Origin of the sequence: Pseudomonas sp. SMV71, from assembly GCF_052042015.1 — a bacterium.
Lineage (GTDB): Bacteria > Pseudomonadota > Gammaproteobacteria > Pseudomonadales > Pseudomonadaceae > Aquipseudomonas.
Map to the genome: position 1 here is coordinate 20,536 of NZ_JBKGGU010000009.1, position 13,092 is coordinate 33,627.

A 13,092-nucleotide genomic window follows, 5' to 3' on the forward strand; every position below is an offset into this window, starting at 1 on the left:
AACTATGGCCGTTCGCTATTGACTCAGCGCCTGTAGCACGGTCGGGTAATCGGAAAGGGGCAGCGGCAGGATGATATGGCCTTCGAAAATACCGAAGTCACCGCCGTCCACCGAGACAGCAATCAAAACGAATCGCTCTTTAGCTCCAGGGCTGTCGCTGTACAGACCCGTCGACGCATCGATCGAACCCGGCCCACCGAGCGGGAGCGACCACTCGCCATCCCGGCGTTGATTGTTGACAAGAACCTGCAATTGAACCTGCCCGCCCGGCAAGTCCGGATTGTCTACCAGCTGTACGATGGCTCCGGGCTCAGACTGAAGAACCAGAACGTAGGTAGACTGGCTTTGTGTACCCTGGCTTACCTCGATTTCATCAAGCACATAGGCTTTCGTGGACACCTGTGGGCCAGCGATATACGCGTGATCACCACCAGGCTTGTCGCTGACGACCACGGTACCGCTTTCACCCTCGACGGGATTCTTGATGTCCCACTCAAGCACGCCCCCTTCCAGGTGACCGGCCGACAACTCGACCCGCTGGCCGTGATAACACATCTGAATTTGCGGGTTGACGGTAATCGGGTTCGCCAGGACCGTCAGCACCGTCATGCTTCGCTCACTGGTGAGTGGATCCAAGGCCACGATCAGTACCCGGTTATAGGTGCTGGCGATCGCGTGGGCGGGTGGCGCTTGGTAAAGGCCTGTCTGGGCGTCGATTTCACCAGGATCGCTGACGCTTCCGGAAAAATTCTCCACCGACCAGCGCAGGCCGGCATGTTCAGGCGTCGTGCTCAATTGAAAAGGCCTGCCGGCGGCGACCCTGGGTTGCTGCTCGACGATGGAGAACGACGAGCCGGCGGCATTGATCCGGCCGAACATTGCCAAATCGAAAGGCAAGGCGACATGGGTCGGTTGCGCGACGCTGCGGCCTATCAACTCCATGCCGGTCAGGAAAGTTTGCGACGAAGTCGTCGTCAGGGTGGTAGAGAACCGCTCAAGAATTGCCCTCTTCACCGTATTGGCGACGAAGTCCTTGATCTGCTCCAGTTCCCCGGGCTCGATCGACCCAGGAAGTCCGGAGACGTGACTCACCTCTTGCGTATCGGTGTACGGCACGAACAACTGACCTTCCATGGCCGATGCGCCGGACTCATCCGCCGACAACCGGAACTCATGGTGCAGGTTGATGGTGAAGGTTGCCGTCTGCGTACGCCAGGCCGTGCCGCCTGAAGGACGGTATCTGAAAGCCAGTGAGAACTCGCCCTGCCAGCGCTGAACCACCTCGTCCTGGCCAAACTCGACGGTCAATGGCAATGCCCCGTCTGCCGCCGAAAGGGTGAAAGGCTCGGATTCGAACTCGTAATCAAGGGTGTTGTAAGTCCCTGCTCCCACCTGCAGGGCACCGCGCCGGGCCACCATCCTGGCCAACCCGCCGTCCTGGTCCTCGGAGCGCTGGAAATCAGCATCCTCGAGTAACTGTACGAGTGCATGACCGTACGCAGCGCGATGAATCAACGGCAAGGAAAACAACGCCGTGGCCGAATAGAATTGCTGGGCATCATCGTCGGGGATCAGGTACTTGAAGCCGGAGTCATCGCCAGGGAAGCTTCCCGCGCGACCATCGGCCATGCGCCCGAACAGCAATACCGCGCCGTCCTCGGTTCCGGGAGTCAACGCCTGTTCATCGCGAACCTGGGTCCGCACATCGACGCTACTGGCGAACATGAACGGATTTCCCTCTTCGGGAAAGGTGGCCAGGGCATAGACCCGCCGGTCTACCTCCAATCCCTGAAACCAGTCCTTGAAAAGCTGCCCGGCTTCACGCTGTTCCGTCGGGGTATTGAACGATTTGAGCAAGACCTCCTCGCTGTCCGCCAGGTCCCACCTCACGCCGTGGGCATCTGCGCGCAATGCCAAGTCCAGCGCCAACTGTGAGCCATTCACAGGATCGAAGGCGGAGACGCTGGTGATTTTCTTCCGGCCCTGGACCGTCTCCACCATCATATGGGTCCCCTCCACCACCGCCAGGCTCAAGGATGTCTTGGGGTGCTGGAAACTGGCGCGTTCAAAGGACTGCACCGGCGCGGCCAATCTGAAACCGGTGAGGTAATGAGTAATGTTGGTCTCGGGGATCTCCATGGAGCCGGTGATAGCGCCCAGGTCCATGTCCTGACTTAACCGAGTGATGTAATCCTGCTGTAATCCAACGTTGAGTTCACGGCCCTCCAGGGCAACGATCAGGTCCCACCCTCGCATTTGGGAACTGCCGTTCATCCACGCCAACAGACTTTCCAGCGAATTACCGGCCATGACATTGCCTCCAGAGAGATGTGGGCGAATAACGGGGATCGGGACGGCTGCTTGATGACCGACGTTCATGGGCTCGGCACCTGAAGCAACTGGGGTAGCTCAACCAGAGGCAGTGGCAAGATCAGGTGGCCTTCGAATTTGCCCCAATCCGGATCATCGACCACAGTGAAAATCAGTACGAATCGTTCAGTGGCCGCGGGGTCGGCCTGGTACAACCCCGTTGAATCGATGGAACCCGGGCCACCCAAGGGAAGCTCCCACACAGCCTGCTCCTTGGGCTTGTTATTCACGATGGCCTCCAGTTTGACCCACCCCAGGGCGAGGTCTGTGCTGACAATCCTGACCGTTGCGCCGGGTGTGCCCTGCAGCGCCAGGACGTGAACGGATCGGGTCTGGTTGGTCCGGGTGTTTTTGACGGCTATCTCATCGATGACATAGGTTCTATCGGGGACAACCGGGCCATGATGGTAGGTATGATCACCCTCGGGTTTATCGCTGGGCAGCACCTCGCCACTTTCGTTGGTGACAGGGTTCTTGATCGACCAGACCAGTTCATCCTCCCCTAGTACGCCTGCCGCCAATTCCACACTGGTGCCAAGGTCACAGATCTGGATTAAAGGATGAACAGACAGTTCGTTGACCAATACGGTCACCAGGGCTGAACTGTAGTAGCCCGAAACAGGGTCGGTCGCCGTGATCCGCACCCGTTTGAAACGCCCCTCGATTGAGGAGGCCGGTGGCGAACGATATAAGCCATCGGTACTGATGGATCCCGGATCGCTGGCGTCTTCAGCCAAATTTTCCACGTTCCACCGCACCCTGCTGATGACAGGGGTGGTGACGAATTGCTGGGTATCATCCTGCGACATCAGCGGCTGGATCGGGCTGATCACGAAGGAAGTCTGGGTTGGGTCAACGCGACCGAAGTAACCGATATCGTTAGGCGAGCGGATATGGATGGGTTCTATTGCCCGCCCGAAATTCATTTTGATAATGGATTCGATAAGAGGTTTGACCGAGATCTGTAAACGAAACTGGAGGTATAGTGCAGCCCGGACTAAGGCTATACCTGCGCTAGTGTGCAGCGTTTCAAGTGCTTTTACCAAGATAACGACTACCAGCGCTATCAGTAGATCTGCAATATCTTTGCCCGCTCCAGGAGCACCATTTCCCTGCCCAGTTGGTTCTTTAGGTAATGGCTCTACGGATAGATCGAAAACGACAGGTTTCAGGACTGGCTCCATAGCGCCATTGCTGTCGGTGACATCCACCAACTCAAATGCAGCCTCCAATTTGTAGAGTACAGACATCCCAATATCAAAAGGCCCAGCCTCCTCGTAGTACATCTTTAGATCTTCGACACACTCCGACTCCCAACGCATGGAAGCCCCACGCAGATCAAAAGTCAATGTAAAGGGCTGAGTGCCATTTGCATAAACGGAGGAGACTTTTCGCTTCACAATCACAACAACCGGCCTGTCCATGGCCACCAGGTTATACACATACTCGGCATCTGCACCCACACTGATCTTCCCACTTTTTAAGGTCACTGATTCAAGCCGATTATCGTTATAGACGTATTCCAGGTCATCAGTGCCAAATAATTGCTTCACTGCATCAATCAGCTTTTGCTGCCACCCCAGAATGGGCGATAAACGTTTCCAGTCAAATAACACTGTGGCCGAGTAGTCCTTACCAGCATCATCTGGAATCAAATACTTGAAATTCGTTCCGGGGTAGTCACCTTCCTCACTACCCTCCATACGCACAAGAGCCAGAATAGCGCCGTTGCCGTGCTCGGATGAGCGCGGATCCCGGGCCGCCACTCCGCTCGCTTGGGTACGCAGAGCAAATGACTGCGGCCGCATCAGTTCGCTGGTTCCACGTTCGATCCGGCCCAACGGCCAAATACGTTGTTCCGCGGGCAGTTCGTTGAATAAGTCCCGGAAAAAATTTCCGCCCAATCGCTGTTCTTCTGCCGTTTGGCCAAAGGTCAATCTGAACTGATCGCTCTTGCTTAAATCAAGTATGATGCGCCCGTCGTCTTCCACATCGCCCGGCACCTGATTAAGCAGTAAATCCAAAAACAACTTCGGCCCTTGCAGCGGATCGATCTCATCTACTTTTTGCGCCTTCCAACCGACGCTCTCCCGTTTTAACGTCAATTGGCTCCCGCCTACGACGGCCATGGACAACATGGCTTTGGAATCATTCAGATCGGCATTTTCGAATGACAACAACGGAACATCCATTACAAAATCGTTGATAAGCTCCAGCCATTGATTTTCGACCATCGGCACTTCGCCCCTGATCGGAGGCAAATAGCTTCCACTGTCAAAGCGACGTATATATTCCTGGCGCATCAATAAATTCGCCTTGTTCCGTTCCAGGGCAACAATCATTCCCCAGTCGAGCAACCGCGAAGTCTCTTTCATCCAGGCGAGCAATGAATCGAGCGAATTACCTGACATAATTCCGTCCTCATTCAATTGAGTAACAACCCGCCGCGCTATTCGATCAGCTGCGGGGATATCAAGGGAAAGCTTTTATAGGTAAAACCCTCGTCAAAGCTGGTCATGACGAACACATCGAACTGGTTACCAAGTTGTAATCTTTCAAGAAAGGAACGCGGCAGCGTCGCGAATAGCTCGCCTGCGTTATATTCGTCCTGGGTGACGACTTCCTCATTGCCTGCGCGAAGATCTATCGCTTCTTCTCCACCTCCAGGCAAAACCCCATTGGCATGTATCTTCACCCGTTGGCCCGCTGCCATGAACATCCATGACCCTAAGCGAAAGGTCACGCCATTCTCCGTTACTGTAGCCAAGGAAATTCTATTTCCCGAAGAAGGAGGGGCGCTGATCTGCAGAACCGGCCATCCTCTCTCGATGTCCTTGATTTCCAGGTCGAAAACCCCGGACGTATACGGCTGCTCTCCCGGTGGTGTGACTTTATAAAAAACGTCCAGACGCTTGCCCATGTTTGCCGGCACAGCGCGCGGGGGGATTTTGAAACGCCTCGGGTTACCAGCCGTAGGATCAGCGATATGACTGCCGGTATTGCCATAGCCTTCCCAGTGCATTTGAACCTGATCGTCGTTACCGATCACCGCTTCTTCCGGGACGTCGATATCAACTCCGCCCGTGAGGGATGCGGCCAGGAGATAACCTCGATATTCGTCGTCCTCACCGTCCCATACCACATTATCGATAATGGGGTGTGGCAGGTGCAGGGGCCTGCGTAACATCAGTGACAACGGCATGGATGTGCCGGCATTTCCCTCCCGGGCATACTGATAGATCAGTTCCACCGTTTTGCCGTTGTTGGCCGTCAGCCAGTCATAGTCAACGCTGGGTTCGAGTAACTGGCTATCGATCGTTGACTGATCGACGCGCACCGTCTTCACAGCCCGTGGATCACCCCAGGCGTACAACACCACGTCGTCACCCACCTGGATGTCGGGGTAAACCTCGATGACCAACACCAGGCCATCGGGGTACGCCTCAGGGTCCAGCATGTCGCCGGTAAAATCCTTGATTCGCGGAGCCGGCAAAAACGGGGCCTGTGGCGTAACGATACGCAGCGCCTGTTCCCGCGACTCGGTGGGCACTGTCGGGGTAGCGTAGACGATGCTGTAGCTCATCAGCGCGGAGCCATCTTCAATGATTTGCAGCTCGCTGAGGGGCACTGTCCATTGCACGGGTCGCCCGATGTCGGGTCGGGCCAGGACTTTTTCGCCGGTATAGTCCTCCCATGGAAAACCGTCATCAAAAAATCTTTTCAGTCTGAGCTTCACCTTGTCGCCCACCGACATCGCCTGGTAAGGCGGCGCTACCACGGTCGCACCAGTACCCACTATCAACGACAGGTCCACATCGCAATCATGGGATTCCTTGAATTGCGCAACAGGCAGCAACACCCCGGATTGTTTACCCACCATTTGAACTCCGACGAGCGACAAGTCTGTATTGATGATGGCCAGGTACTTCGCTGTCGCATCAATCGTGTTTGCTTCGTTTTACGCCTGGCCCATCGATCTGCCTACTATCAGAACTGTTAGGTTACCGGGCGTTATTCGAGCTGTTACTGTCTTGCCTAAAGTCGGTATTTATTTCCTGGAGTCCGCTGTCAGCGGTAGTCGGCGCTGGCATTGTTTATGTCCGACTGCATTGTGACCGGCGTTTTTTTTTATCCTCGATGAGGTGCATATCAATGTCCGTCGCCAGCTCGCTGCATTCCAATGCGCTTAACTTCATGAGCTCTGTAAAGAATGGTGTGGATCCTCGCACCGGTCTCTACTCGATAGCGATTAACTTCCCCGAAGTCCAAACCAATGATTTACGTGGCCCTGGTTTTGCCTTGGCGCTGGCGTACAGCTCGCTGAATACCGAAGACAGTGGCTACGGTTTTGGCTGGAACCTGCAGTTGTCGCAATACACCCCCGCCAATCAGGTCCTGGCCCTGAGCACGGGGGAGACCTTCAAGGTCACCGGCAGCGACACCGACAGCGGTCAGCTGGTGATGAAGGAAAAAAAACTCGACAGTTTTCATTTCTACCAAGAGGACGACAGCCATTACCGGGTCGTGCATAAGTCCGGCTTGGTCGAGATACTCGAAGTGATGGGCAGCTCACAGAACGCGGTGGCCTTGCCCGTTGAGATTCGCTCACCCGTCGGGCACAAGGTCACGCTCGGCTACGCGCCGTTTAGCGGCACTTACCAGATACTGGCGTGGGTCAAGGATGACACGGAGCAGACCCTGCTGACGGTCAACCGTGAGAGCACGTTCATTGAAGTATTGCTGCAGCCGTCGGCCGGGCCCGATAGCGCCCCGCTGGGGCGCTTTGCCATGACTTTGGAAGGTTCCGATAAATATGTCAGCCGTATCAGCCTGCCGACGGAGAACGAAGCATCCTGGCGTTTTGGCTACAACCGTATCCGCGATCATCTGTGCATTACCTGGGTGGAAACGCCCACCGGCGGACGAGAGGAAATCTTTTATCAGGACGACGGCCACCAGTTCCCGGACAACAGCGGCCGCACACCGTTGCCCCGGGTGACCCGGCACCTCACTGACCCGGGCTTCGACCAGCCGCAGGTCGATGTCCGTTACACCTACAAAAGTGAAGACCCCGGGGAAAGCGAGAAGAACTTCCTGGGCGGCGGCCTACGCATGTCCTGGGAAGATAACGGCCTGGACAATCTCTACAAATACATTGGCACCTACGAATACGTGTGCATCGAAACCCTGTGGGTCCAGGGTGATGCGGAACCGGAACCGCGTCCGGTGCGAAAAATCGAGCGCAAGTTCAACCAGTTCCATTTGCTGACCCGCGAAACGACTACTCAGAACAATAATGTCGAGACGGTCGAAACCACGTATTACCTGACGCCGAACGCCGAGTTCGATCAGCAACCCAAATACTGCCAACTACCCAAGACAGTGAAAACCAGCTGGTCGCTGCTCAACAACCCGAACCGCCGGCGCAGCGAAACCGTCAGCAGCACTTATGACACGTTTGGCAACCTGCGGGTGAAGGTCCGAGCCGACGGCGTTATTGAAACCAACATCTGGTACTCCGCCTTGGGTGACGACGGCTGTCCAGCCGACCCCGAGGGTTTTGTACGCAACCTCAAGGAGCAAACCGTTACCCCCGCTCCGTCACCTAATGGCCAAGCCCCGACGCTGAGTACTCGTTATCGCTATAAAGAGTTGTCGCAAGTAGGCGACAGCACGTCGCAAGACCTACCGTTAAAGAGATGGCTCACGCTCGAAAGCCAGATGCTGGTGCAGCTCGGGACCACCGAAACCGAACTGGAAAAAACACTTTTCGAGCATATCAACGACCCGACCGATGCGTTCCTGCATGGGCGCGTTTGCCATCAGACGACGACCTTGAATGGCTATTCCACCCGGGTCGATTATGACTACAGTAAATTCGACAGCCCTCAGTTCGGCGTACCCGTGCTGCAAACCACGGAAACGCTGAGCACGATGTTCGATGACGCTAGCAAAACCATCGTCCGACAAAATTCGCGGCTCACTTCGCAAGAATTATCGACTCACGAAGACGGCGTGGAAACCCATTATTACTATGACATCCTGAATCGAGTGACGAGGGAAGTCGTCGCCCCGAACACTGCCTTCACGGCCGCCCGCGATTATGAATACATCCTCAGCTCCACGCATGGGCAACAGGCGGAGCATGTGAGCATTGACGCCAGGAGAATCAAGACACGCAGCGTGCTCGATGGATTGGGCCGTTTGATTTTCCAAGAGAGCGATCATCTCGATAGCGCCGACTCGAGCAGGATCCGCCAAACCTATGCGGCCATCTATAACGCCTGGGGAGAGTTGGCTGAAGAAACCGAGTATGACTGGCTGGACGGAGAATCGCGGGCGCTCAAGAGCACGTTCTACTATGACGACTGGGCACAGCAAAGCTACGTGGTGGGTCCCGGCGGAGTCGAGGTCCATCAAAGCCTGGACCCGATCGGGACACCGGAGTCCCAGGGACCGATCCAGCGCAACTGGATCCAGAGCCCCGGACCATCCCCCATGATAAGCGGCCTGAGCGAGACCTGGCTCAACCCATTCGGCAAGCCCACGCAGGTCCAGACCCTGGATGCAGCCGAGGAGGAAATGGCGACCGAAACCTACCTCTATGACGGCCTGGGCCGCTGCACCCAACACACGGATGCCGCGAAATACACCACTGAGTTCGTCTATGACGCCTGGTCGCGCCTGATCAGCAGCACGCTGCCCGACGACAGTATCGTCAAGCGCACCTATGCAGCCCACAGCACCTTGGAGTTGCCGGTGGACCTGCGCGTCAGCGGTGATGGCGCAGACGAAACAAGCGTAGGCACCCAGGCGTTCGATGGCTTGGGACGCCTGACCCGGACTACGATCGGCACGCGCACGGAGCGCTACACTTATGACGCTGGCCAGATGCAGGTGAAGACCAGGATCACGCCAGCTAACGATACCATCGAGTACAACTACAACCTGGCCCTCACCGATCAGCCGATCAGCAGCAGCGCTCCGGATGAAAACACGGGCTTCACTTACCACTCGGTCAGCTCGCGCCTGACCCAGGCACGTAACGAACAGGGGCGCCGCGAATACGAATACAACACCGCCAATCAATTGCGCGTCGAGCGTTGGGTCGACAGTCGAAACACTGCCTGGGAGACCCTGCATGCGAGTTCCATGCAAGGCCGTCCGCTCAAGCGCACCGAATTGAAACAAACGCATAGCGCCGGGCTGGACACCGTCTATGACTACGACGAAGCCGGGCGAGTGAGTAACATCAGCCAGGGCCAACTCCACGCCGCGTTCGAATACAACAGCTTGGGCCAGCTCTTTTGCACCACCACGACGGACGTGGCAGCGGACAGCACGCTGGTGACGCAATTACAGTATGACGATCAAGGTCGTGAAGTACTGCGCACGCTGACCTTGAACCAATTGCCACCCTACACTCAGACGCAAACCTGGCAGGTCGACGGCTTGTTGGAAAGTCGGCACCTGCAGCAGGAAGGGGTCAACCTGCTCAAGGAGACGTTTGGCTATGACCCCCGAGGGCGACTGGTCAAACACGAGTGCGAGGGCACCACATTACCCAGGGACAACGGAGGGAGGGAGATCACCAGACAAGTCTTCGCGTTCGATGCCTTGGACAATATCAAGCTCGTCCTGACGACATTCGCCGATGCTTCAACCGAACGGGCAATATTCACCTACGCAGACGCTAACCCCTGCCAGCTACAGGGCATCACGTACACGCCGGCAAGAGCGACCGGGAATCCGACTTTCAGCTACGACCCCAACGGTTGCCAACTCAATGACGAGCGCGGTCAACGCTTGATCTATGACAGCCAGAGCCGCCTGGTGGGTGTCGAAAGCTCCGCGGGCCAGGTCGTGAGCCAGTACCGTTACGACAGTCATGATCATTTGCTCACGTCGAAACAAGGCAATGAAGGTGAAGTCTTGCGCTTCTATCAGGACGAACAGCTGAGCAGTGTCGACCAGGATGGCCAGCAGACCCACTTTCTCTATCACACCGACGGCCCCTTGGGGCAACAGGCCGCAGACGATTCACAGACCTTGCTGCTGCTCACCGACCCGAACCAAAGTGTCATCGGTGAAAGCCGGCAACGCGACCTGCGCACAGCCGTCTACAACGCGTACGGGGAACGCCACAGTGACGACCCCCTGAGAAGCCTGCTGGCGTTCAACGGTGAAATCCGGGAACAAGCCAATGGGTGGTACATGCTCGGCCAGGGTTACAGGGCCTACAACCCGAACCTGATGCGCTTCCACAGTCCGGACTCCCTCAGCCCGTTTGGCAGCGGCGGGGTGAATCCTTATACCTACTGCCTGGGCAACCCGATTGCTCTGCGTGACCCCACCGGGCACGAGGCGATCGGCTGGGGTGGCAGGTTGCGACGGCCGGACGAGGATACTCCCCTGCCGTCGAGCGGTAGCAGCTTGGAAGGCTGGATTTCCGTGGCAATCGGAGCCGTGTTTGTTGTCGTTGGGGCCATTACGACTGTTGCCACATTGGGCGCTTCAGGCCCTGCCTCCGTTGCGTTCGTCCTGGCGCTGACTGCAACCGCACTCACAGCCGGCTCGACAATCTCCAGTGCGGTGGCAGTCGCCAATCAGAATGAGGAAGCGGGCAAATGGGGACAATATCTGGGGTATGCAGCATTGGTTGCATCCGCCCCCTTTATTGTCCAAGGTGCTTACAAAGGACTTAAGTCGATATACGGAAAAGCCACTGGCGCCGCTGCTAAGACCAAGCCTGTCAGCGGGTTAGTACCCAATAGGTTTACCCAATCATCGAACGTGGTCAACGCAAAACCTGTAGCGCGAGCCACTCCGCAAGCAGCACCTGCACGTTCGCCAACGGCTCCATCTGCGGCTCCAGCTGCCGTTCCGACAAACGCTCCAGCTCTCAAAATTCCTAGACCTAGACTTATCAATACTAGAACTGCTGGCGCCACCCCAGGCAACAGGTACCCATACGCAACAGTGAATGCGGAGCCCTATGTGCAAGTAATAAGGAACAAAGCTAATGCGTGGGAATTGAACCGTCATATCCCAATATCTCAACAGCCCAGAGCGTGGAAATTCCTTCACGGCGTGGCGACTAAGACACCTGTCCGCCAATAAATCCCATCCTATGGACTTCGGTGACAAAACAATGTTTTGCCGCCGAAGTCTTGGGCATCCTCCGATCCGAAACCTCAAGCAATCAACGTCGGCGTCAACGTCGGAAAAGTCTTCCAAGTCTGCCTGGCATCGAAACTCACACTCACCCGCACGTCTAGCGCATTGCCGATCTTCAGACGTTGCAGGTCGGTCTTCGAGATTCGCCCGGCGGGTAGGGTCTGGGTCACCTCCGGCACCGGGAATTCCGTCAGCACCGGAATCCTCACCAGCTGATTGCTGCTGTCCACCCCCCTGACCTCGATCGTCAGGAACTGGTCGGTGGCCATGAAGCTCCAGCGTTCAAGGGTGAAATTGGCATACCCTCCATTTGCAATGCTCGCCAGGCTCAACTTGCCGCCCGAAACCTTGTCGCATTGCACCGTAGGCAAGCCTGTCAACTCCTCGAAGCGCAAACTGTAGGTGTTCGACCTGTGCGGCTCGGCAATGCCGGGCTCGAACACTTCATAGTTCACCGGGATTGTCTTGCCCAGGTGTTGAGCGATCTTGTCTTTGGGAATCTTGTAGTCCCGCGACCCTGCTGGATCCGGAATGTCGGTACGAAATGCGCCGACCGTACCCGGCTCGGCCCACTGTACGAACACGCCCTCCCCATCGTAGATGACCGCCTCTGGCGGAATGACGACCGTCACGCCATTGACCGCATCGAGCGGTCTCAATACGCCACTCGAGGCGCCACCCTGGGCTTGCTTGACCGAAGAAGGCGGCAAGGTGCGCGGGATAGGCGTGGCGGCCACATCGAGCTCAACCGGCTCGGAACGCAGGCTCAGGTTACCTGCACGATCCTGCGCCTGATACCACACGTAGCGCCAGCCATCGCCCCGATTCTGTATCAGATCCGCCTGAATTGTGATCACTACGGGATCAGCGTAGTTCTGGTCGGTGAGTTCGACGATACCACCCTGATCCTGGGTGCCCGGGCTGTTGCCCCAGAACCAGGTGATTCGATCCCAGGGTCGAGGGTCGGTATATCGGGGTAAAGCAGCTGTTACTGCATCGCCGTTCTGTTCCAGATAGCGGGCGGTGAGCTTGTTGGGAGGCAGGACTTCGGGAGGGAAAACCAATTTGCTGCCAGAAGCCAGCACTGGTGGAGACTTATCGACGGTCACGGTGAAGGGAAACGATCGCGCCGACACGTCAGCGAAGTTGGTCATGATGAAGCTGAGGGTATGCTCGCCGGAAGGTAATCTGTCGGCACTGATCTCGACGAAGTAATCGCCCGGATCCATAGGCAAGGTCCACTGCTCGGACCCTATGATATTGCTTTCATCATCGTCCAGAAAAACATCGACTCGCTCGGTTCCCGCTGGCGGGGGGTCGTCATACCAGGGTTTGAATTCGACCCTCAAAGGGTTGGCCGGGTCGCTCCAGGCTGAACGATGCAGCAGGTTGTGCTCGCCACCGGGAACATCCGCCAAAGGCATCGGCCGTGTCCAAGGGGCCGTCATGGTAGGAGGGAGCAGATCGGACTTGGTCGATGACATTTTCATGTTCTCCTTTGCTGATTATCAGCCCCCCGGACATGGCCGGGAGGCAAAATCCTGA

The 13,092-nt window shown here is 56.7% G+C and carries 5 protein-coding genes; 1 reads left to right on the plus strand and 4 read right to left on the minus strand.

Annotated elements, in window-relative coordinates; all coding sequences use genetic code 11:
- Positions 1–15 precede the first annotated feature (15 nt).
- The 3 genes from ACLEJQ_RS10920 to ACLEJQ_RS10930 are packed head-to-tail and all read right to left on the minus strand — an operon-like array spanning position 16 to position 6,250.
- Positions 16–2,379, minus strand: a complete 2,364-nt coding sequence (locus ACLEJQ_RS10920; RefSeq protein ID WP_440794817.1) for a hypothetical protein — start codon at positions 2,377–2,379, stop codon at positions 16–18.
- Positions 2,376–4,781: a hypothetical protein gene (locus ACLEJQ_RS10925; protein ID WP_440794819.1), complete on the minus strand. Its 2,406-nt coding sequence runs from the start codon at positions 4,779–4,781 to the stop codon at positions 2,376–2,378. The genes ACLEJQ_RS10920 and ACLEJQ_RS10925 overlap by 4 nt, the downstream gene beginning before the upstream one ends.
- Positions 4,782–4,819: 38 nt before the next feature.
- The gene (locus ACLEJQ_RS10930) at positions 4,820–6,250 is read right to left on the minus strand and encodes a hypothetical protein (protein ID WP_440794821.1); all 1,431 of its coding nucleotides are present in this window, start codon (positions 6,248–6,250) and stop codon (positions 4,820–4,822) included.
- A gap of 272 nt (positions 6,251–6,522) precedes the next feature.
- Between ACLEJQ_RS10930 and ACLEJQ_RS10935 the strand changes: the two genes are divergently transcribed.
- A complete protein-coding gene (locus ACLEJQ_RS10935) occupies positions 6,523–11,490 on the plus strand; it encodes an RHS repeat domain-containing protein (protein WP_440794822.1) in 4,968 nt (1,655 codons plus the stop codon).
- Between the two features lie 74 nt (positions 11,491–11,564).
- Here the strand turns inward: ACLEJQ_RS10935 and ACLEJQ_RS10940 are convergent, their stop codons facing one another.
- Positions 11,565–13,031: a hypothetical protein gene (locus tag ACLEJQ_RS10940; protein ID WP_440794824.1), complete on the minus strand. Its 1,467-nt coding sequence runs from the start codon at positions 13,029–13,031 to the stop codon at positions 11,565–11,567.
- Between the last annotated feature and the right edge of the window lie 61 nt (positions 13,032–13,092).